General features: G+C 70.3%; 18 protein-coding genes. 9 read left to right on the top strand and 9 right to left on the bottom strand.

Translation table 11 applies throughout. The features are described 5' to 3' along the window. The first annotated feature begins 10 nt into the window (after window positions 1–10). From ACFC1W_RS06395 to ACFC1W_RS06410, 4 genes are read left to right on the top strand one after another with little or no spacing between them, the layout of a single operon-like run. The gene (locus ACFC1W_RS06395; RefSeq protein WP_375989988.1) at window positions 11–1,540 is read left to right on the top strand and encodes an FGGY-family carbohydrate kinase; all 1,530 of its coding nucleotides are present in this window, start codon (window positions 11–13) and stop codon (window positions 1,538–1,540) included. After that, a complete protein-coding gene (locus ACFC1W_RS06400; RefSeq protein ID WP_375989991.1) occupies window positions 1,537–4,086 on the top strand; it encodes a GH116 family glycosyl-hydrolase in 2,550 nt (849 codons plus the stop codon). The genes ACFC1W_RS06395 and ACFC1W_RS06400 overlap by 4 nt, the downstream gene beginning before the upstream one ends. Then, the gene (locus ACFC1W_RS06405; protein WP_375989994.1) at window positions 4,083–5,720 is read left to right on the top strand and encodes a fucose isomerase; all 1,638 of its coding nucleotides are present in this window, start codon (window positions 4,083–4,085) and stop codon (window positions 5,718–5,720) included. Before ACFC1W_RS06400 ends, ACFC1W_RS06405 begins: the two co-directional genes overlap by 4 nt. A 21-nt stretch (window positions 5,721–5,741) precedes the next feature. Next, window positions 5,742–6,722, top strand: a complete 981-nt coding sequence (locus ACFC1W_RS06410) for a hypothetical protein (RefSeq protein WP_375989997.1) — start codon at window positions 5,742–5,744, stop codon at window positions 6,720–6,722. A 13-nt stretch (window positions 6,723–6,735) separates the two neighbouring features. Here the strand turns inward: ACFC1W_RS06410 and ACFC1W_RS06415 are convergent, their stop codons facing one another. Next, window positions 6,736–8,136 (bottom strand): DUF2252 domain-containing protein, encoded by a 1,401-nt coding sequence (locus tag ACFC1W_RS06415; protein ID WP_375989999.1) that lies wholly within the window; start codon window positions 8,134–8,136, stop codon window positions 6,736–6,738. A 92-nt stretch (window positions 8,137–8,228) separates the two neighbouring features. Between ACFC1W_RS06415 and ACFC1W_RS06420 the strand changes: the two genes are divergently transcribed. The 3 genes from ACFC1W_RS06420 to ACFC1W_RS06430 are packed head-to-tail and all read left to right on the top strand — an operon-like array spanning window position 8,229 to window position 11,170. After that, window positions 8,229–9,329: an AI-2E family transporter gene (locus ACFC1W_RS06420; protein WP_375990002.1), complete on the top strand. Its 1,101-nt coding sequence runs from the start codon at window positions 8,229–8,231 to the stop codon at window positions 9,327–9,329. Then, on the top strand, window positions 9,326–10,402 hold the full coding sequence (locus ACFC1W_RS06425; RefSeq protein ID WP_375990005.1) for a DUF998 domain-containing protein: 1,077 nt from the start codon (window positions 9,326–9,328) through the stop codon (window positions 10,400–10,402). Before ACFC1W_RS06420 ends, ACFC1W_RS06425 begins: the two co-directional genes overlap by 4 nt. 48 nt (window positions 10,403–10,450) lie before the next feature. After that, a complete protein-coding gene (locus ACFC1W_RS06430; protein WP_375990008.1) occupies window positions 10,451–11,170 on the top strand; it encodes a potassium channel family protein in 720 nt (239 codons plus the stop codon). A 68-nt stretch (window positions 11,171–11,238) separates the two neighbouring features. Here ACFC1W_RS06430 and ACFC1W_RS06435 read toward each other — a convergent pair whose 3' ends face one another. The 4 genes from ACFC1W_RS06435 to ACFC1W_RS06450 are packed head-to-tail and all read right to left on the bottom strand — an operon-like array spanning window position 11,239 to window position 12,742. Further along, window positions 11,239–11,586, bottom strand: a complete 348-nt coding sequence (locus ACFC1W_RS06435; RefSeq protein WP_225221547.1) for an SHOCT domain-containing protein — start codon at window positions 11,584–11,586, stop codon at window positions 11,239–11,241. Between the two features lie 11 nt (window positions 11,587–11,597). Further along, entirely contained in the window at window positions 11,598–12,017 is a 420-nt protein-coding gene (locus ACFC1W_RS06440; protein ID WP_375990011.1) for a DUF6325 family protein, read from the bottom strand. Window positions 12,018–12,041: 24 nt separating this feature from the next. Beyond that, window positions 12,042–12,428, bottom strand: coding sequence for an SHOCT domain-containing protein (locus tag ACFC1W_RS06445; protein WP_375990014.1), 387 nt, complete (start codon window positions 12,426–12,428; stop codon window positions 12,042–12,044). Window positions 12,429–12,481: 53 nt separating this feature from the next. Then, complete coding sequence (locus ACFC1W_RS06450; protein WP_375990016.1) at window positions 12,482–12,742, bottom strand: hypothetical protein; 261 nt, start codon at window positions 12,740–12,742, stop codon at window positions 12,482–12,484. Window positions 12,743–12,890: 148 nt separating this feature from the next. Between ACFC1W_RS06450 and ACFC1W_RS06455 the strand changes: the two genes are divergently transcribed. Together ACFC1W_RS06455 and ACFC1W_RS06460 are read left to right on the top strand one after the other, a co-directional pair. Then, window positions 12,891–15,491 carry a LuxR C-terminal-related transcriptional regulator gene (locus tag ACFC1W_RS06455; RefSeq protein ID WP_375990019.1) on the top strand — a complete coding sequence of 867 codons (2,601 nt, stop codon included), beginning with the start codon at window positions 12,891–12,893 and terminating at the stop codon, window positions 15,489–15,491. 35 nt (window positions 15,492–15,526) lie between these two features. Further along, window positions 15,527–16,657 (top strand): AI-2E family transporter, encoded by a 1,131-nt coding sequence (locus tag ACFC1W_RS06460; RefSeq protein ID WP_375990021.1) that lies wholly within the window; start codon window positions 15,527–15,529, stop codon window positions 16,655–16,657. A 3-nt stretch (window positions 16,658–16,660) separates the two neighbouring features. On the opposite strand, the gene ACFC1W_RS06465 is transcribed toward ACFC1W_RS06460, so the two are convergent. The 4 genes from ACFC1W_RS06465 to ACFC1W_RS06480 form a co-directional block, all read right to left on the bottom strand. Then, window positions 16,661–17,551, bottom strand: a complete 891-nt coding sequence (locus tag ACFC1W_RS06465) for a formylglycine-generating enzyme family protein (RefSeq protein ID WP_375991434.1) — start codon at window positions 17,549–17,551, stop codon at window positions 16,661–16,663. Window positions 17,552–17,564: 13 nt separating this feature from the next. Beyond that, window positions 17,565–19,043 (bottom strand): cardiolipin synthase, encoded by a 1,479-nt coding sequence (gene cls / locus ACFC1W_RS06470; RefSeq protein ID WP_375990024.1) that lies wholly within the window; start codon window positions 19,041–19,043, stop codon window positions 17,565–17,567. 11 nt (window positions 19,044–19,054) lie between these two features. Next, complete coding sequence (locus tag ACFC1W_RS06475) at window positions 19,055–19,267, bottom strand: hypothetical protein (RefSeq protein WP_375990027.1); 213 nt, start codon at window positions 19,265–19,267, stop codon at window positions 19,055–19,057. A 117-nt stretch (window positions 19,268–19,384) separates the two neighbouring features. Beyond that, the gene (locus tag ACFC1W_RS06480; protein WP_375990029.1) at window positions 19,385–20,227 is read right to left on the bottom strand and encodes an LLM class F420-dependent oxidoreductase; all 843 of its coding nucleotides are present in this window, start codon (window positions 20,225–20,227) and stop codon (window positions 19,385–19,387) included. Between the last annotated feature and the right edge of the window lie 19 nt (window positions 20,228–20,246).

Consider the following 20,246-nt stretch of genomic DNA (forward strand, 5'->3'; position numbering starts at 1 on the left):
GGAGGATGCGATGACCGAACGCTGCACGCTCGGAGTCGACATCGGCACCTCGAGCAGCAAGGCGGTCCTCGTCGATGACGAGGGGCACATCCTCGTCACGGCCACCGTGGCGCACGACGTCTCGCGCCCGCGCACCGGCTGGGTGGAGATGGAAGCCGGCGTGTGGTGGGACGAGTTCGTCCTCCTCGCCCGTGAACTGCGTGCCTCTGCCGACGCAGAGGGCATCGCCGCCGAGATCGTCGCTGTGGGTGTGAGTGGGATGGGTCCGTGCGTTCTTCTCGCCGACGAGGCTGACGAACCGGTGCGCCCGGCGATCCTGTACGGCGTCGACACCCGTGCCGGCGAGCAGGTCGAGCGCATGACCGCCGAGCTGGGCGAGGACGAGATCGTGCGGGTCGGCGGCTCCCGGCTCACGTCGCAGGCTGCCGGCCCGAAGATCGCCTGGGTCGCCGAGACCGAGCCCGACGCGTACGCGCGCGCCCGTCGGCTGTTCATGCCGGCGTCGTGGCTGGCCCGCAAGCTGACCGGCGCGTACGTGCTCGACCACCAGTCGGCCAGCCAGACCTCCCCGCTCTACGACGTCGGCGCCGAGGCGTGGCACTCCGCATGGTGGCAGCGATTCGCCCCCGGAATCGAGGCTCCGGCGCTCGCCTGGCCGGGCGACATCGCCGGGACGGTGACGGATGCCGCGGCTGCCGCCACGGGGATACCCGAGGGAACGCCGGTCATCGTCGGCACCGTCGACGCGTGGACCGAGGCGGTCAGCGTCGGCGCGCACGGACCGGGCGACCTCATGCTCATGTACGGCACGACGATGTTCCTCATCGCGACCGGCACGGAGACCCTACGCTCGCCGTCGATGTGGACCACGGTCGGCGCGTTCCCCGCGACCCGCAACCTCGCCGGCGGCCTGGCGACCTCGGGCGCGATCGCCGCCTGGCTGAAGGACCTCACTGCGACGGACCATCCGACGCTCCTCGCGGAAGCGGCGGAGTCCGGTCCCGGAGCCCGCGGCCTGTTGATGCTCCCGTACTTCGCGGGGGAGCGGACTCCCATCCTCGACCCCGACGCCCGAGGTGTGATCGCGGGGCTCACCCTCGCTCACACCCGCGGCGACCTCTACCGCGCCGCACTCGAGGCGACCGCGCTCGGGGTCCGGCACAACGTCGAGACGATGCGCGCGGCGGGAGCCGACATCCGCCGCATCGTCGCCGTGGGCGGCGGCACGCAGGGTGCACTCTGGCTGCAGATCGTGTCGGACGCCACGGGGCTCATCCAGGAGGTGCCACGCACGACGATCGGTGCGGCGTACGGCGCCGCCTACCTCGCGGCCATGGCCGTCGCCCCGGCAGGTCGGGCTCCCGGCATCTCGCGGTGGAACCCCGTCGCCGAGCGGATCGAGCCCGACGCCGAGGCATCCCTGGTCTACGACCGTCTCTACGCGCGGTACCTCGCGCTGTACGAGGCGACCAAGGACCTCGTGCACGAGCTCGCCGACGAACGGCGCCGCGCAGAGTACTCCGAGGGAGTGTTCGCATGACGCGCCGCGCGCGGGGGATCCCCCACACGTCGGAGCGCGTCGCGTTCCCGCTGGGCGGCATCGGCACGGGCAACGTCTCGATCGGCGCCCGCGGCGAGCTGCGCGACTGGGAGCTCGAGAACCTGCCCGACAAGGGCCGGATCAACCCCTACTCCTTCTTCGCGATCCACGCTCGTCCGGCGGGCGGAGACCCCGTCACCCGGGTGCTCGAGGCGCGGTTGACCGGACGCCATGATTGGGACGCCGGCTACCCGTTCGAGCGGCAGGCCGGACTGCCGCGACTGCGCGGCGCGACCCTCCACGGCGAGTACCCTGTGGTCGACGTCGACTTCGACGACCACGTGCTGCCCGTGGGGGTGTCGCTGCGGGCGTTCACCCCGCTCGTTCCGCTCGACGCCGATGCGTCCGGCATCCCGGCTGCCGTGCTGCGGTATGCCATCACGAACCCCGGCGACAGGCCTGTCAGCGTGACCGTGGCGGGGAGTGTGTCGCACACCGCAGGGCGCGGCGACGGACCGTTCGGGATGCGTGCGCCGCAGACGGTGCGCTGGCGCGACGAGGGCGGAGTGCGCGGCCTCGACTTCGGCATCGAGCTGCCGCGGGACGACCTCGGCTTCGGCACGCTCAGCCTCACCACGACCGACACGTCGACGACCGTGAAGCCGCAGTGGGTCACCGGATTCTGGCCGGACGGCCCCCGCCTGTTCTGGAACGACCTGTCGGACGACGGACTGCTCGATCCGGAGCCCCGCCTCACACTCGAGGACCGCCCGCGCGGGCTCTTCGCCGATTCCGACTCCGCGGGCGATATGAGCGAGGCGGACCTGTTCGAGCGGCTTCCGCGCCTGCGCACCGGCTCGCTCGGCATCGTGCACGAGCTCGCGCCGGGCGAGACGCGCGACTTCGAGTTCGTGCTCGCGTGGAGCTTCCCGAACCGGCACCGGTCCTGGCGCGGCCACATCGTGCGCGACGACCGCACCGACGAGGGCGTCGTGCGCAACCACTACGCGACGCTGTGGCCGGACGCATGGGCCGCGGCATCCCATCTCCATCGCGAACTCGCGGACCTCGAAGCCCAGACCCTCGCCTTCGTCGAGGCGCTCTACGGCGGCACCCTCGACCCGGCGATCGTCGACGCCGTCGGGGCGAACATCGCGGCCGCCCGCTCCACCACTGCGTTCGTGGTCGAGTCGCCGAACGCGCAGCTCGGCGAGGGCCCGGTGTTCGCCGCGTGGGAAGGCTCGTTCGATCACGGCGGGTCCTGCGAGGGAACCTGCACGCATGTGTGGTCCTACGCCCAGACAGTCGCATGGCTGTTCCCCTCGCTCGAGCGGAGCGCGCGGCGCGTCGAGTATCTGTTGGAGACGGATGCCTCCGGAGCCCAGAAGTTCCGCTCCAATGGCGTGTTCGGCGGTGCGCCGTGGTTCATGGGGCCCGCGATCGACGGTCAGCTCGGCACACTGCTGCGCCTCCACCGCGAGTGGCGCTTCTCGGGCGACACCGACTTCCTGCGCGAGCTGTGGCCCGCCGCGGTCCGCACGCTCGAGTACGCGATACGCGAGTGGGACACCGATGACGACGGGCTGCTCGACGGCGAGCTGCACAACACCTACGACATCGAGTTCCACGGCATCGACCCGCTGGCCAACTCGATGTTCGCCGCCGCCCTGCACGCCGGTGCGCGGATGGCCGCGCACCTGGGCGAGACCGAGCGGGCCGCCGACTGGGTCGCCAGGGCGGAGCGCGCCGCCCGGGGCATGGATGAGCGCCTCTGGAACAGCGAGTACTACCGGCAGCTCATCGATGACGTCGACGCGCACCGGTATCAGTACGGCGAGGGCGTGCTCTCCGACCAGCTGCTCGGCCAGTTCCACGCGTACGTCAACGGCCTCGGCGAACTGCTCCCCCGTGAGCGAGTGCGCAGCGCCCTTCAGGCGATCGTGCGGCACAACTTCCGCGAAGATCTCACCGCCCACGAGAGCACCCAGCGCGTGTACGCCCTGAACGACGAGGGAGGACTGCTGCTGGCGTCGTGGCCGCGCGGCGGCCGCCCCGCGATCCCGTTCGTCTACTCCGACGAGGTGTGGACCGGCATCGAGCACCAGGTCGCGGCATCCCTCGTCTACGCGGGCCTGACTGACGAGGCCCTGCTCCTCGAGCGCACCCTGCGTGATCGCTACGACGGCACCGCCCGCAACCCGTGGAACGAGATCGAGTGCGGCAACCACTATGCGCGTTCGCTCGCGTCGTGGGGGCTGCTTCTCGCCTTCACCGGAGCGCAGTGGGATGCCCCGGCCCGCACCCTCTCGTTCGCGCCCGCCGCCTCCGGACCGATGCGTGCGCTGTTCACCACCGGGAGCGCGTGGGGGCGCGTCGAGATCGACGGCGCCGAGCTTGCCCTGCACGTGGATGGCGGGGTACTGGACCTCGACCGCGTGATCCTCGCCGGACGCGATGCATCCGGACCCCTCCGACTCGCGGCCGGCCAGAGTGCCGCGCTCCACCCCACCGACATCGACCATCCCGCACCACAGGAGACCGCATGAGCACCTACACCCTCCCCGTCACCCGCGAGCGAACGGCCGTTCCCGCGAAGACCGCGTACCTCATCGCGAGCGGCGACCTGCGCGAGTCGGCGAACGCGGCGGGCTGGCCGACGCAGGCGCAGATGGAGGCCGACGTCGCGGCGGCGCTCGCGGAGCTGGGCTGGACGGTCGTCCGCGCCAACGACGTCGACCCCGCCACCGGACACGGATTCATCTCGAGCCAGCGGATGGGCCTCGAGGTCTTCAAGACGATCCCCGCGGACGCGCCCCTCATCGTCGCCGAGGCGGTGTGGCAGTACTCGCACCACGTCCTCGCAGGGCTGCGCACCCATGAGGGACCGATCCTCACCGTCGCGAACTTCGCCGGCGACTGGCCCGGCCTCGTCGGGCTGCTCGGCCTCAACGCCGGCCTCACGAAGATGGGCAAGGACTACTCGACGATCTGGTCTGTCGACTTCACCGACGACTGGTTCAAGGCCGGGCTCAAGGAATGGACCGAGACCGGCTCCATCGCCCACGACGCCTCGCACGTGCGTCCGCTCGGTGAGCTGCCGGCGACGCCCGAGGTCGAGCTCGGGCGCGCTCTGGGCGATGAGCTGCTCGCGGACAAGGCCATCATCGGCGTCTTCGATGAGGGCTGCATGGGCATGTACAACGCGATCTTCGACGACGAGCTGCTCAACGCGACCGGCATCTACAAGGAGCGACTGTCGCAGTCGGCGCTGTACGCCGAGATGCTGACGGTGACGGATGCCGAAGCCGACGCGGCCCGGGACTGGCTGATCGACCGCGGCATGACGTTCCGCTTCGGCACCGACGAGGAGACCGAGCTGACCGAGGCGCAGGTGCGCTGGCAGATGAAGATGTACATCGCGGCGCTGCGCATCTCCGACGACTTCGGCCTCGACGCCGTCGGCATCCAGTACCAGCAGGGCCTCAAGGATCTGGTGCCCGCCTCGGACCTCGCCGAGGGCGTGCTGAACTCGACGGAGCGGCCGCCGGTGCTCTCGCGCGACGGCTCGCGCGAGCTGTTCGCGGGCCGTGCGTTCCCGCACTTCAACGAGGCCGACGAGGGCGTCGCGGTCGACGCGCTCATCACCGACCGGGTCTGGCGTGCGATGGGCCTCGTGCCCGACAACACGCTTCATGACGTGCGGTGGGGCGAGGAGTACGACGGGGAGTTCGTCTGGGTCTACGAGATCTCAGGCTCGGTGCCGGCGTCGCACCTCGGCGGGTGGGACAGGGCCGAGGGCTGGCGCCAGGGACCGGTGTTCTTCCCGGCCGGTGGCGCCACGATCAACGGCATCTCCCAGCCGGGTGAGGTCGTGATCTCACGCGTCTTCATCGCCGACGGCATCCTGCAGGCGGACATCTTCCGCGGATCGGTCGTCGAGCTGCCCGCCGAGGAGACGCAGCGACGCAAGGACGCCACGAACCCCGAGTGGCCGATCGCCCACGTCGTGCTGCACGACGTCTCGCGCGACCAGTTCATGGCACGGCACAAGGCCAACCACGCCCAGGTCGTCTATGCGCCCGACGCCGAGACCGCCGACAAGGCGCTCATCGCCAAAGCGGCGATGTTCGACCGCATCGGCATCAAGGTGAACCTGGTCGGCCGGGTCGAGGGCCTCTGACCGGGGCGAAGGAGAAGAAGCATGGCTGTCGACGCCGAGGGCCGTGAATGGGCTGATGCGGAAGTGGATGATGGCTGGCTGCGGCCCGCGGTCGCGGCGGGCGGCGTCCGCCGCGAACCGCGCTGGGGACACCCGGACGGGATCCAGGTGGGACTGCACCCGCTCTCCGGCCCGCGCGGGCTGCTGCGGATCTACACGCCGTACCTCGGGCACGCGCGCGAGCGGCTGCTGAACTTCCTCGCGGTAGAGCCGATTCCCGCCGGATCGACGGAGCGTGGATACTCGGAACTCGAGCGCAGCCGGCTGGACGATGTGCCGGGCCTTCGCATGTGGAGTGTCGACCACCCCGACGACGAACAGCCTCACGACCCCGTCGAGCCCGCACGCGGCACCGTCGAGACCGGGCCGGACGGTGTCGAGCGCCTGGTCGTGCACGTGGGCGTCGAGCGCTTCGCGAACGGTGCGCATGTCGGGGTTACCGTGACCTTCCGTGCGGATCGACCTCACGAGTTCGACGTCGCGGCCGTGGCTCGGGCCGACTCGACGCCGCTCGCCGTCTGCGTCCTGTCGGCCACCATGGGCAACTGGGCGAGGCTCCGGCGACTTGAGCTCGCAGACGGCGCCGCGATCGCCTCCGAGCTGTGGCCCGACTACCGCGACGTCCACTTCGCGCCGCACGCCTCGTTCCCGCTGGATCGGCTGCGTGCCGACGGCGAGGCGGTGTCGGTGTCGGCGTTCCCCGACGAGGCGTCGCCGTCCGAAGCGGTGCACGCCGAGGGCACCGCAGCGCACTGGCAGTACTCGGGGGAGCGCGGCGTCCAGACGTGGATCGCAGCCGACCCCGACCCGGCGCTCGTCGCGCAGGTCAATGGGCGCCACACGTACTGGATGAGCGAGCATGCCATCCCGGGCGGCATCGCGTTCGAGAACTTCGAACTGGTGGAGCCGTTCCGGCAGGGACGCGCCCTCACGTTCCGAGTGGAGCCGATGGACGCGGCCTGAGCCTTCCCGCCGGTCAGCCCGCCTCGCCCACGCCGCGGTGGCGACGGAAGAGCTCCCAGTCCGCACGGGACAGGTCGGCGTAGGCGTAGGACCACTCCAGGATCGCCTCGCCGACCACCCGGCCTCCGCCCGCGTAGCCGGCCACGACCGCCGCGTTGGGTGACTGGCCGTGTGCGCGCGCGAGCGTCGAGGCGCACGCATCCGCGTACCAGCCGAAGGCGGCGTCCTCGAGCGTGTCGACGTCGAAGCCGCCCTTCTTGTCGTGGAACTGCCGCACATAGAAGGAGCGCTCGGGTCCGTCGATCGACGGACCGGTGAGGTGGCCGAGGAACGGATCCGACACCGCCTGCAGGATCCGCTGCATCGCCACCACGCGCCCGCCCTCGCCGTTCTCCTCGATGTAGCAGGCGACGGCCTCGGGCTGCTCGACGCCGCCGTACTCGACGAGCACGCTCTGACCCGCCTCCTTCCCCTGCAGGATCAGCGCGCTGCCGTCGCCGTCCGACATCGAGATCAGGTAGCAGCGCGTGCCGACGCTGCCGACACCCACCACGCGGCGGGCGATGTCGGTGACGTGGTACTTCTGCAGCAGCACGCGGATGTCGACGTTCGCCGACCGCTGGTACTGCGCGACGAACTCGTTGATCCGCAGCTCGATGCGCGGATCGACGTGCGTCATCGTCGGCGGGGTTTCGCCGAACACCAGCCGCCCGGCGTCGTCAAGCGACGTGAGCTTGCGCACCGCACGGGCCGACGTGCGCTTCTCGGCGTCCTTCACCGCCTTGCGCAGCGCCTCCGCCGACTCCGGGTCGAGCGAATCGGAGGCCGCGTCGGCGTCGAAGTGGTCGTAGTAGCGCTTGAGCGGACTGCGCTTGGCGCCGCTGGCGAGGGCGCGCGCGTAGGTGCGCACGGCGCTGAGCGCAGCATCCCGCACCACCTCGTCGTCACGCGAGGTGGATTGCCCGGCGATCACGATGCTCGTCACCAGGCGCTTGACGTCCCACTCCCACGGCGCCCAGGCCGACTCGTCGAAGTCGTTGAGGTCGAACACGAGCGTGCGCTGCGGCGACGCGAACAGGCCGAAGTTCGACACGTGCGCGTCACCGCATGACCCCACCTCGATGCTGCTGCTGGGCGAACGCGCGAGGTCTGCGGCCATGAGCGCCGCCGTGCCGCGATAGAACGCGAAGGCGCTCTCGCTCATGCGCTGCGTGCGGATGGGCACCAGCTCGGGTACGCGGGTCGAATCCTGCCGATCGAGGATCCCCATCGGGTCGCGCTCGCCCTCCGGCAGCACAGCGAGGCTCTCGCGGGGATGCGACTCGCGCACGGTGCGGCCCTCGGTCAGGTGGTCCTGCAGGGTGGGCAGCGGGGACCAGGTCTCGGCCAGGGGCCGCGAGTCCGTCATTGACATGTCGTCAGTGTGGCACCGTCCTTCGCCGCGCGGGGGGTGACTTCGGGGATGAAATGCGCAGACGCGAGCCCCGCCGTCGGTACCCTGGCCGCGTGACCCGCGCCGCCGCAGAACCCCCGCCTCCGCTGCTGTCGTCGAGCATGCGGACCGTGCTCGGGCTCGCGGCCGCGGTCATCGTGCTCACGGGCGTGTACTTCGCGCGCGAACTCGTCGGACCCGTCGCGCTGGCGATCGTCCTCGTGGTGATCTGCGAACCGGTCCGCCGGCCGCTCGAGCGCCGCGGCTGGCCGCACTGGACGGGCACCACCGCCGTCATCCTGGTGGCGTACCTCGTGCTCGCTGTGATGGGCGCGCTGCTGTGGCTGGCCGGCACGCAGTTCGCTCGCCTGGTCGGTGAGTTCTCCGATGAGCTGCAGGACAGCGTGCAGGGCTTCCTCGGGTGGCTGCGGTCGGCCGGCCTGGACGATCAGGCAGCGGATGCCGCGGCCGCCGTGCTCGATCCCGAGACGCTCGTCGGCCTGGCGTCGAGCCTCGGCGGAGCAGTGCTCGGCGTCGCGACCGCGCTCTTCTTCGTCGTCGCGTACATCATCTTCATGGCCGCCGACGCCGCGCGCTATCGCGATGCGGGCCGGGTGTTCGGACGCGCGAAGGCGCCGACGCTCGCCCGCATCCAGCGGCTCAACACGGGGGTGCGCCGCTACTACGTCGTCAACGCCACATTCGGTGCGATCGTCGCGATCATCGACGGCTTCGCGCTGCTGTGGCTCGGCGTGCCCGCGCCGCTCGTGTGGGCGATTCTCGCGTTCGTCACCAACTTCATCCCCAACATCGGCTTCGTGCTCGGCCTGATCCCGCCGGCCGTGCTCGCGTTCGTCGTGGGCGGCTGGCCGATGCTGCTCGCCGTCATCGCGATCTACTGCGTCGTCAACGTCGTGCTGCAGGTGCTCGTGCAGCCCAAGTTCGTCAGCGACGCCGTCGATCTGAGCCTCACGCTGAGCTTCTTCTCGGTCATCTTCTGGACCTTCATCATCGGCCCGCTCGGAGCGATCCTGTCCATCCCGCTCACGCTGTTCGTCCGCACGCTCGTGCTCGAGGGCGACCCGCAGTCGCACTGGCTGCGCTGGCTCTCGGGCGACCGCACCGCCGTGCCCCCGCCCGATCCCTCGTCGACCCAGCCACGGAGGCGGCCATGACCGACAATGCCCTCGACCGACCACCCGCGACACGGCGGGGGAGCGCGGCATCCCGGATCCTCGGCGACACCAGCGAGCGGTCGCTCGAGTCCCTCGCGATCGGCATCGCCGCCGTCGCCTTCGTCGTGGTGGCGGTCATCGCAGCGATCGCCTTCCGTCTGCAGCCGGCGCCGATCTCGGGTCCGGACTCGATCGGCCAGTTCGCCGCCGTCGCATCGGCGGGGGTCGCGTTCGTCGCGGTGATCGCCGGACGATGGCTGCTGCACGACCGCGGGCCGAACGGGCGCGTCCGGGTGCTCGATGTGCTCGACATCATCGCCCTCGCGATCGCGCACGCCGTGATCGCGCTGCTGGGCTGGACGATCCTCGCCGTGACGCTCGAGCGGGCGTTCATCGGCGCCGAGGTGTTCGCCCTGCCGGTGCTGATCCTCGCGGGTGCGGCGGCCGCGATGACGGCGTACCTGGCGTTCTTCTCAGCGACTCACATGGACCTGCAGCTGCTGGCCGCAGTGCTCGCCGTCTTCCTGGCGCTGGGCGTGCTCGCGAGCATGCTGACGGCGAGCGACCCGAACTGGTGGAAGGACAACCTGAGCGCCCTCGGCATGACCACGAACGTGTCGGCGCTCGCATTCAACCTCACGCTCATCGTCGCGGGCTTTCTCGTGACGACCCTCGCGCGCTACGCGACGCGCGGAATCCCGACGGCCAACCCGGTGGGGGTCGTGCGCGTGCGCGTGTGCCTGATCGTCGTCGGTGTCTTCCTCGCGCTCGTCGGTGTCTTCCCCGTCGACGTGTTCTTCGGCATCCACACCGCAGTCGCCTCCGGCATGGTCGTGGCCTACGGCGTGCTCGTCATCGGACTCCCGAGATGGATCACCGGGATGCCGCGCCCCTTCATCCTCATCGGCTGGCTGTTCCTCGCCGTCACGCTCGTGCTGGCCGTGTTCTTCCTCATCGGCTACTACACGCTGACCGCCGTGGAGCTCGTCGCGGGCATCCTCGTGTTCACGTGGATCGTGCTGTTCATCCGCAACGCCGCCGCGCTCGAACAGGACGCCCGCTCGGCTTCGTGACCCGCGCGCCCCCGCGGGGAGTCGCGGGTCCTGCGGGATGATGCGCGTGTGGACGAGAAGACCTGGCATCGCCGCACCGAAGTGCCGCTGGTGCTGGCATCCCTCGTGTACTTGATCGCGTACTCGTGGCGGGTCATCGGAGGCCTCGAAGGCGTCGCGCACGTGGTCGTGACCGCGGTGATCCTGGCGACGTGGGCGCTGTTCATCGTCGACTACGTCGTGCGTCTCTCGCTCGCGAAGGATCGCCGGGTCTGGTTCCGCACGCACCTGGGCACGCTGGCGATCGCGGTCATCCCCGTCTTCCGCCTCGTGCTGCTGTTGCGGGCTCTGACCCACGTCCCCGGCATGCGCCCGTCCGCCGGCACGCGGCTGCGCACCCAGATCATGGTCTACGGCGCCGGCGCGGGCGTTCTGCTGATCTACATCGCCTCGCTCGCCGTGCTCGAGGCCGAGCGCGCGTCGCCCGACGCCAACATCACTAGCTTCGGTGTCGCGGTGTGGTGGTCGTGCGTGACCATCACGACCACCGGCTACGGCGACTTCTTCCCGGTGACCTGGATGGGACGCGCCGTCGGAACCGGCGTGATGTTCAGTGGCATCGCGCTCTCCGGCATCATCACCGCCACGCTCGCCTCGTGGATCTTCGAGCGCGCGGCGCGCAACCACGACGACGCGGAGCCCGCGACCCGGGGTCAGGTGCGACAGCTGCTCGCCAAGGTCGAAGCGCTCGGCAAGCCCGCCGGGGAAGGCGAGACCGAAGGGCGCTGACCCGGCGATGGCGAGATGCCGAGGGCCGCACCCTCGCGGATGCGGCCCCCGAAGCGCGGTCGGTGCTGTCAGGACAGGAGCTTGGCCTTGGCCGCCGCGAACTCCTCGTCCGACAGGATGCCCTGCGAGTGCAGGGTGGCGAGCTGCGTGAGCTTCGCCATCATGTCGTCGCCGCCGGCAGCCGGCGCGGCGGCGGGCGGTGCGGCGGCCTGGGCGTTAGCCACGGCCTGCGCGGCAGCGGCGTCCATCGCCGCCTGCTGCTGCTGGGCCTCGTACGCCTGCTGCTCGTACTGCTCGTTCGCCTTGTTCTGCTGATGCCGCGCCACGCTCCCCGAGACGGCGGTCGCGGTGCCCGCGACGACCGCGGTGCGTGCCGCCATTCCGATGAGGCCGGGGCGGCCCACTCTGCGCATCATGTCTGCCTCCTTCAGTCGGCGTTCTCGGCGAGGAACGCGTTGACGACGGGCGCCGGGATGCCCTCGCGCGCGATGACGGCGCCGCCGGCGTCGTAGAGCGCCGCCGCGAACGCCTTGGCCCACAGCAGCTCGACGACGAGGATCGCCGCGGAGGTCCCCGGCGGGACCTGCTCAGCGAGCGCCTCGATGTCTTCCATCCCCGCCAGCCCGGCGAGGTCGAGGGCCGGGGCTCCGCCGTCGTCGGTCGTGTCGGACAGCTCCATCACGGTGAGTTCACCTTCGGGCGACCGTGTCGCGAAGACGAGGTCGAGGACATTGATCGTGCCGGAAGCGACGAGATCGTCGATCGCCTGCAGGATGCCAGGGCCTGGCTTGTCGCCGTCGAAACCGATCGCGTAGAACTCGATCGGACCGTAGTCGAAGGTCGTCATGACGTCATCCTCCTCTGCCGAGCGTCAGCCCGCGAGAGCCTTCGCCTTGAGCGCATCGAACTCGGCCTGCGAGATCGCGCCGGAGTCGAGCAGCGACTTGGCCTTCGCGATGTCGTCGGTGGCACTGCCGCCGCCGGTGCCCGCGGTGGCACGGATGTACTCCTCCTGCTGCTTGCGCATCTCGGTGGCCTGCTCCATCGCGCGCTTCTGCATGCCCGTGCCCCGGGCGATCAGGTAGACCAGCGCAGTGAGGAACGGCACGAAGATCAGGAAGATGATCCAGACGGCCTTCCACCACCCGCTGAGGGTGTGATCGCGGAACAGGTCGCCGAGGATCGAGAAGAGCACCATGAGGTACGCCACGAACACGAAGACCCAGAAGAACCAGGCGACCCAACTCCAGAGATCCATTGTTTCCAGCCAATCGTCGAGGGCGGACCGATTCACCCGCCGCAGTTGCGAAACTACGAGGGCGGACCGGGCGCGACGTCACCCTGAGCGGGTGAATCGTCGCCGGCGTCGGGCAGGGGATTGACCGACACGACTTCGATGTGGAGCTCATCGAACATGTCGAGCAGGCCGATGAGCTTCGCCTGGTCGGGCACGCGGCCCACGACCCGGGTGCAGCCGTCGTCTGTCGCGCGGACATCGAAGCCGTCGAGTGCCGCCACGAGCGCGGGTCCGAGGTGTCCTCGCAGCAGGATGCACACGACCTGGGGCGTCATCACGGGCCTCTCGGAGGATGTCGCGTTTCTCCGGGTTTCCTCCCGGTGAATGTTGCCGACATTGTCGCCGCGGCGCTCTCGCGCACACGTCACCCCTGTGGGATGATTCCCCCGAGCTCACGCCCACCTCGCCAGGGAGGCTCAGGGGTTGTCTGGATCACGTCGTATCCCGTCGCACGCCGTCGATCGGCCGGCGCTGCGAAGGCAGCTGGACGCCGGCATCGAAGCGCCGCTGTCGCTGGTCGTCGCGCCCGCGGGCGCGGGCAAGACCGTCCTCCTCTCGCAGTGGGCGCACTCCCACCCCGACATCGCGGTGGCGTGGTTTGACATCACGGCCGCCGATGACTCGCCCGGCGCCTTCGCGGCGCGCCTCGTCGACGGGATCAGGTCCGTCGTCCCGGCTCTGCACCCACCCGGCGCACCGCTCGAAGCATCGGAGGGGCGCCTCGGCGACGCATTCCTCGACGACCTCGCGGGCAGCCTCGGCGAACTCGACGGCCGCCTCGTGCTCGTCTTCGACGACCTCGACCGCATCTCGGGGACCTCCATCCTCACCGACCTCTGGCGCCTCGTCGACCTGCTGCCGCCGAACGTGCACGCCGTCTTCTCGTCGCGCGTCGACCTGCAGCTCGGCTGGAGCCGTCACCGCCTCGAGCACGGGCTGGTCGAGATCCGGCAGCGTGAGCTCGCCTTCGACGACTCCACCACCGCGCGGGTCATCGAGCACATCGCGGGCAAGCCGGTGAGCGGGCACGCCGTCGCAGCGGTGACGGCGCGCACCGAAGGATGGGCGGTCGGCGTGCAGCTCACCGCGCTGAGCCTGCGCTTCGCCGACGATCCCGATCGCGTCGTCGACGAGCTCACCGGTACCGACCGGCTGGTCGTGGACTACCTCAGCGAGGAGGTGCTCGACGCCCTCGAGCCGTCCCGCCGCGCAGCTCTCACGCAGCTGGCGGTCGTCGAGGAAGTGTGCGCCGGGCTCGTCGAGGCGCTCGCGGACGTCCGCGGCGCGGCGTTCCTGGCGGATCTCGAGCGTGACTCGATGTTCATCGTCGCCGTTCCCGAGCGCCCCGGCTGGTTTCGATTCCACCGGCTCTTCCGCGATCTGCTGCTGTACCGCCTGCGCGCCGATGATCCGGGCGCCGAGGCGAACCTGCTCGAGATCGCCGCGGACTGGCACCTCGATGAGGGCGACCTCGAGGTCGCCGTCGACTATCTCCTGCGCGCGAGGAAGTGGGAGCGCGCCATCGAGCGCGTGCTCCTCAGCGGACGCGAGGTGTTCGAGCAGTCCCGCACTGCCACGGTGGCCCGTTGGCTCGAACGCGTGCCCGCCGAGGTGCGGGCGACCCACATCGACGCCGAACTGCTCCGAGCGATCGCCGAGGGCATGAGCGGCCGCGGCCTGGTGGCGGTCGACGCGATGCAGGCTCTCCTCGCGGGCGCCGATCTGTCGATCGGCCAGCGGCAGGTCGCGCTCGCGTACTTGGCCGCAAGCGTGCAGTTCCACCCGCATCCCGAGCCGTTCGTGCGGGCGGCGGTCGACGCGCTCGCCCTCCTGGACGCGCACCCCGATGTCGAGGTGCCCGATCTGCTCGGACTCACCTCGAAGCCTTTCCTCGCGTTCCTGGCGCGCGGTTCCTTGGGCCGTGCCCACATCTTCCTCGGCGATCTCGCCGGCGCACGACGGCATCTGGCGACCGCGATCGCCCTGCCGGGTTTCGCGTACACGCCGTACCGCGTGCACCTGCTCGGCAGCCTCGCCCTGGTCGAGGCGATCGACGGCAGGCTGGGCGCCGCCACGGCCCATTCCGACGAAGCCCTCGAGACCGCCCGGAGCGCGGGACTGCTGTCGCACCCCGCACCGGCCGACGCCTACCTCGCCCGCGCGATCGTGGCGGTGCAGCGCGGCGAGCCGGACGTCGGAGCGCTCGCCCTGAGCGAGGGGATCGTCCGCGCGGCTGCGAACCAGCGCACCCAGCTGATGTGGGTCGGCCACGCCATCCGGCTGCTCATCGACCCCGAGGACGATCAGCTCGCGACCGTCGAACCCCCGGGCCCTCCGCCGGTCATCGTGCGCCAGTGGCTCGTGGCCATCGGCCTGCGGCGGGCACGGCTGAACGGAACGGCGTCGAACCCGGCTCCACCGGCTCTACCGCCCGTCCCCGGTTGGTCGCCGGTCCTCTTCGAGGAGATCGCGGCCCAGCTCGCCGACGGGCAGGCGGCGGCGGCGCACGCGCGGATGCGCCGGCTCGCCTTCGAGCCCGACCCTGAGGAGCCGCTCGCGTCCGTCGAACTGGCCATCGTCACCGGGTGGATGCACGCGCTGGAAGGGCGACGCGCGCAGGCTCGGGAGCAGTTCGAGAAGGCGCTCGCGCTCGCCGCGCCGGAATGGCTCGCCTATCCGTTCCTGCGCGCCGGGCCCGGCGTCGTCGACCTCCTGGAGGAGCTCACCGGCGGGCGCACCGAGTTCGCACGCTTCGTCATCGCCCGCGCACACGCCGCCGGCGGAAAGCGACACCCCAGATTGGTCGAGGAACTCACTCCGCGCGAGCTCGAGCTGCTCGCATTCCTGCCGAGCCGCCTCACGATCGCCGACATCGCGGCCCGCTGCTACGTGTCGACGAACACGGTGAAGACCCACCTCGGTCACATCTACCGCAAGCTGGGGGTCTCGGGGAGGGATGCCGCGATCCAGCACGCGGTCGACCTCGGCCTGCTCGACGCCCGAGAGATCGCCCGCGTCGGGTGACGTAGAGCCGCAGCGACCGCGGCCATCATGGCCGCATGGATGACGCCGAGAGCCCGGGTCCGGTCTCCGAGGCGGAGGGCCTGCCGCTTCCGGACCGGCCTCGGCGTTTTCTCGACGTGCTGGCGGCGCTCGACCGGCCGCTGGCCGTCGGGTTCATCACGACGCTGGGCGTGCTGGGCGCCCTCGTGCTCGGCAGCGCGCTCGGCGCGATCTCGACCATCCTCGTGTACATCGTCCTGGCGATGTTCCTGGCGGTCGGGCTCGATCCCATCGTTCGGCGCCTGGAGCGCCGCCGGGTGAGACGGGACGGCGCGATCGCCATCGTGTTCGGCGGCTTCGCCCTGCTGTTCCTGGGGTTCCTGATCTGGGTGCTGCCGCCCGTCATCGCCCAGATCGCTGAGTTCATCGACGCCATTCCCGAGTCGATCGCCGGCATTCCGGAGACCGAGTGGTTCGCGGCACTGAACACCGACTCGCAGGTCGCGCTCGTGGCGGGCCTCGAACGGCTCGGCGAGTGGATCTCGAGTCCGTCGACCATCGCTGCGCTCGGAGGCGGGGTGCTCGCCGTGGGCGTCGCCTTCGTGAGCGGCATCACCGCCTCATTCATCGTCGTCGCCCTCACGCTCTACTTCCTCGCCTCGCTCTCGTCCATCAAGGGCGCCTTCTACGCTCTCGCGCCGGCGCGCAGCCGGCCCCGGCTCGAGAGTCTCACCGAGCGGATCACCGACTCTGTGGGCAGCGCCCTGATCGGGTCGGTGATCCTCGCCGCCCTCAACGCCGGAGTCGTGTTCGTGCTGCACCTCGTGATCCGGCTGCCGTTCCCCGCGCTCATGGCCGTCGTGGCCTTCGTCGTGACGCTCATCCCGCTGTTCGGCTCGGTGATCTTCCTCGTCATCGGCACCGGCGTGGCGCTGTTCACCAGCCCGCTTCAGGCGCTGATCTTCGCGATCGCGTATCTGATCTACATCCAGCTGGAGTCGTACGTCGTGAGTCCACGCGTCATGAATCGCGCGGTCGCGATCCCCGCGGCCCTCGTGCTCATCGGGGCGCTGGTCGGCGGCGCGCTGATGGGCGTCATCGGTGTGCTGGTCGCGCTGCCGGTCATGGCCTCGATCCTGCTGATCATCCGCGAGGTGGTCGTGCCGAGGCAGGACCTCAAGGTCTAGGTCTCACGCGTCGCGCGCGCACCGGAAGCCGATGTGGGACATGCCGGTATCTTCGGCCTGCGCGGACCGCGCCGCCGGCCGGAACCGCAGGCAGTAGTCCGGCGAGCACAGGTGCGAGCCGCCCTTGAGGACGCGGCGCGGGGTCGAGAACCCCTCCTGCGCGCTCGCGGCCGCGAGCAGGTTCCGCCGGCGCCCAGGGTCCACGGGTCGATCCGACAGTCGCAGGTGCCGTGGCGTCCAGTAGTCGCTGGTCCACTCCCACGTGTTGCCCGTCATGTCGTACAGCCCGTAGCCGTTGGGCGGATACGAGCCGACGGGCGCGGCATCCCCCACCCCTTCATTCCGGTACGGGAACCGCCCGAGCCACGAATTGGCCAACGCCCGCCCGCCCGGATGCATGTCGTCGCCCCACGCGAAGCGCGCTCCGGAGAGTCCGCCCCTGGCCGCGTACTCGTGCTCCGCCTCGGTGGGCAGCCGCTTGCCCGCCCATGCGGCGTAGGCGGTGGCGTCCTCGAACGCGACATGGACGACCGGATGCCGCATCCGCTCGTCGATCGATGAACCGGCGCCGAGCGGCCGACGCCAATGCGCACCGGGCTGCCAGCGCCACCAGTTGCGCCAGTCGTCGAGGTCGACCGGGCCCGCGGTGGGTGTGAAGACCATGGATCCCGGCACGAGGTCGGCGGGGTTCGCCCCCGGGAAGTCCGCCAGATCGAGCTCGCGTTCGGCGACCGTCACGTAGCCGGTGTCGTCGACGAATGCCGCGAACTCCTCGTTGGTGACGGCGTGACGGTCGATGCGGAAGGTGTCGACGGCTCGCTCGTGCACGGGCCGCTCGTCGGGGTAGAACTCGTCGGAGCCCATGAGGAACGTGCCGCCCTCGATCAGGACCATGTCGGCCATACGGTCAGTTCAGTGCCGACGTGAGCCGCGCGAGGCCGTCGAGGAAGGTCGCCTTGCCGGGTTGGTCGCGCCACTCCCGCAGCGTGAGCTCGCGCCCCGCGTCGCGGTAGGCCTGCTCGACCTCGCGCATCTCGGCCACGAACGACGCGCCGCGCACGAGCAGCGAGACCTCCATGTTGAGGCTGAACGAACGGATGTCCATGTTGCTCGACCCGATGACCGCGATGTCGTCGTCGATCGAGAAGTGCTTCGAGTGGAGGATGAACGGCGCGGGGTAGAGGAAGATCTTCACGCCGGCCTCGAGCAGCGCCGTGTAGTACGAGCGCTGCGCGTGGTAAACCAGCCCCTGGTCGCCGATCTCCGAGACGAACAGCTGCACTTCGAGCCCGCGCTGGCAGGCGGTGGTGATCGCGTAGACCATCGCCTCGTCGGGCACGAAGTACGGACTCGTCAGGATGACCTTCTCGGTCGCGCCGTAGATGAGCGAGAGGAACAGACGCAGGTTGTTCTCGGTGTCGTAGCCGGGGCCGCTCGGCACCACCTGGCACAGCAGCGCATCGGGAGCGGTCGAGCGCGCGACCTCCGTGGCCGGCACGTGCTCGATCGTCGAGAGATCCTGGCCGGTCTCGATCAGCCAGTCCGACAGGAACACCGCGTTGACCGCCGTGACGACCGGGCCGGTGAGGCGCGTCATGAGCTCCTGCCACTTCAGGCCGCGCTTGATGTTCTTGGGCGAGTCGTAGGTGCGGTCGATGAGGTTCTGCGACCCCATGAAGGCCGTGCGCCCGTCGACCACCACGATCTTGCGGTGGTTGCGCAGGTCGGGGCGCTGATACTTGCCCTTCAGGGGCATGACCGGCAGCATCCACGCCCACTCCACGCCGATGCGGTCGAGCTCGGCGAGGGTCGCCGTGCAGTTGCCGAGCCGGCGGGTGGCGACGTAGTCCGCGAGCAGCCGCACGGTGACACCGCGCGCGACGGCGCGCTCCATGGCGGCGAAGAAGCCGCGCGTCGTGTCGTCCCACGCCACGATGAAGAACTCGACGTGCACGAACGCGTGCGCCATGTCGATCTCGGCCGCCATGGCGTCGATCGATCCCTGGTAGTCGGGGAAGAGGGATGCCTCGTTCCCCTCGGTCGCCGGCAGCGCGGTGAGCCGCTCGTTCTGCTGCACGACCCGCTGGAACCAGCGTGGCCAGTCGGGCTCGTCGGTGCGCAGCCCCTGAGCATCGACGGCCCCGCGGATCAGACCGTCGATGCGCGCCTGTTCGTCGCGCCGGGCTTTCGGCAGGCGGGCGCTGCCGATCAGCAGGAAGAGCAGGATGCCGACGAAGGGGAGGAGGAAGATCAGCAGCAGCCACGCCATCGCCGCCGTCGGCTTGCGGCCCCGGGGGATGACGATGAGCGCGACGATGTTGATCGCGAACACCACCAGCAGGATGATCGGCCACAGGACGGACTGGTCGAGGATGCTGGCGGCCACGCGGGTCTCCTTCAGGCGGGGGTCACGCGGTTGACCGACACGACCTCGATGTTCAGTCCGTCGAAGACGGCGAGCAGGGCCCGCAGCTCGGCCTGGTCGCCCACCATACCGGTGACGCTCGAGGTGCCGTCTTCCCGCCCCACCACGTCGTAGCCCTCGAGCGCCGCGGTCAGCGACGGGCCGAGGTGACCGATGATGACGACTTCGACGAGGTGAGCGGACATGTCTCTCTTCCGGCGCGGCGCGAAACGGACACTGCCAGCGTGGAGGACGGTTCCGGCGTCGTCGTCACCCGCGAGGGACGATTCCCGCAGGGCGGGTCGGTCGCTCCGAGACGACGCTCACCCGAGCTCGTCGTTCAGCCGGTCGCGCCACGCGAGCAGCGGCACGAGCGGCGACAGGTCGTAATCCGGTCCGTCGATCGCGGGCACGATGAGCCGGAAGCCGAGCTCGAACAGCCGCGCCGGGGCATCCGCCTCCAGCAGCGGGCCGAAGCCGCGGATCGTGTACCCGGTCGACAGCTCGATCTCGGCGGGGTCGCGCCCCTCCTTCGCGCACCACTCGTGCAGCACTCCGATCTTGCGGGGCATGTCGTCGAGCTTCGTGAAGGTGTGCCAGATGTCGGCGTGCTGGGCGACGAGCCGCAGGGTCTTGCGCTCGCCCTGGCCGCCGATGAGGATCGGGATCCGTCGCGTGGGTGGAGGGTTGAGCCGGTCCCATCGGGAGCGGATGCGGGGCAGGTCGGCGGCGAGGTCGTCGAGGCGCGAGCCGACGGTGCCGAACTCGTATCCGTACTCGACGTAATCCGGCTCGGCCCAGCCCGATCCGGTGCCGAAGATGAGGCGGCCCGTGCCCGTGGCCCCCGCGCTGATGTGGTCGACCGTGCGGGCCATGTCGGCCTGCAGATCGGGGTTGCGATACGAACTGCAGTTGACGAGCGGGCCGAGCTCGACGCGCTCGGTCTGCTCGGCCATCGCGGCGAGCACCGTCCAGGCCTCGAAGTGCTCGGCGGCGAACGGCGACGTCAGCGGGAAGAAATGGTCCCAGTTGAAGATCGCGTCGACACCCATGTCCTCGGCGCGCAGCACGGCGTCGCGGTAGGCGCTGTAGCCCGCGTGCTGCGGGGCGAGCTGCACGCCGATGCGCACCGGGCGATGGGCTGCCGGATGACGTATGTCGACCACTCGGGCTCCTTCGGTTCCA

This window comes from Microbacterium sp. NPDC056003 (genome assembly GCF_042274785.1).
In the GTDB taxonomy this organism is placed as follows: domain Bacteria; phylum Actinomycetota; class Actinomycetes; order Actinomycetales; family Microbacteriaceae; genus Microbacterium.

Coding starts and splice junctions, on each gene's coding strand:
- ACFC1W_RS06405 (WP_375989994.1), top strand. CDS start 4,083: ATGAGCACCTACACCCTCCCCGTCACCCGCGAGCGAACGGCCGTTCCC.
- ACFC1W_RS06445 (WP_375990014.1), bottom strand. CDS start 12,428: ATGGATCTCTGGAGTTGGGTCGCCTGGTTCTTCTGGGTCTTCGTGTTC.
- ACFC1W_RS06475 (WP_375990027.1), bottom strand. CDS start 19,267: ATGTCCGCTCACCTCGTCGAAGTCGTCATCATCGGTCACCTCGGCCCG.
- ACFC1W_RS06395 (WP_375989988.1), top strand. CDS start 11: ATGACCGAACGCTGCACGCTCGGAGTCGACATCGGCACCTCGAGCAGC.
- ACFC1W_RS06400 (WP_375989991.1), top strand. CDS start 1,537: ATGACGCGCCGCGCGCGGGGGATCCCCCACACGTCGGAGCGCGTCGCG.
- ACFC1W_RS06435 (WP_225221547.1), bottom strand. CDS start 11,586: ATGATGCGCAGAGTGGGCCGCCCCGGCCTCATCGGAATGGCGGCACGC.
- ACFC1W_RS06450 (WP_375990016.1), bottom strand. CDS start 12,742: ATGACGCCCCAGGTCGTGTGCATCCTGCTGCGAGGACACCTCGGACCC.
- ACFC1W_RS06425 (WP_375990005.1), top strand. CDS start 9,326: ATGACCGACAATGCCCTCGACCGACCACCCGCGACACGGCGGGGGAGC.
- ACFC1W_RS06415 (WP_375989999.1), bottom strand. CDS start 8,136: ATGTCAATGACGGACTCGCGGCCCCTGGCCGAGACCTGGTCCCCGCTG.
- ACFC1W_RS06410 (WP_375989997.1), top strand. CDS start 5,742: ATGGCTGTCGACGCCGAGGGCCGTGAATGGGCTGATGCGGAAGTGGAT.
- ACFC1W_RS06465 (WP_375991434.1), bottom strand. CDS start 17,551: ATGGTCCTGATCGAGGGCGGCACGTTCCTCATGGGCTCCGACGAGTTC.
- ACFC1W_RS06440 (WP_375990011.1), bottom strand. CDS start 12,017: ATGACGACCTTCGACTACGGTCCGATCGAGTTCTACGCGATCGGTTTC.
- ACFC1W_RS06460 (WP_375990021.1), top strand. CDS start 15,527: ATGGATGACGCCGAGAGCCCGGGTCCGGTCTCCGAGGCGGAGGGCCTG.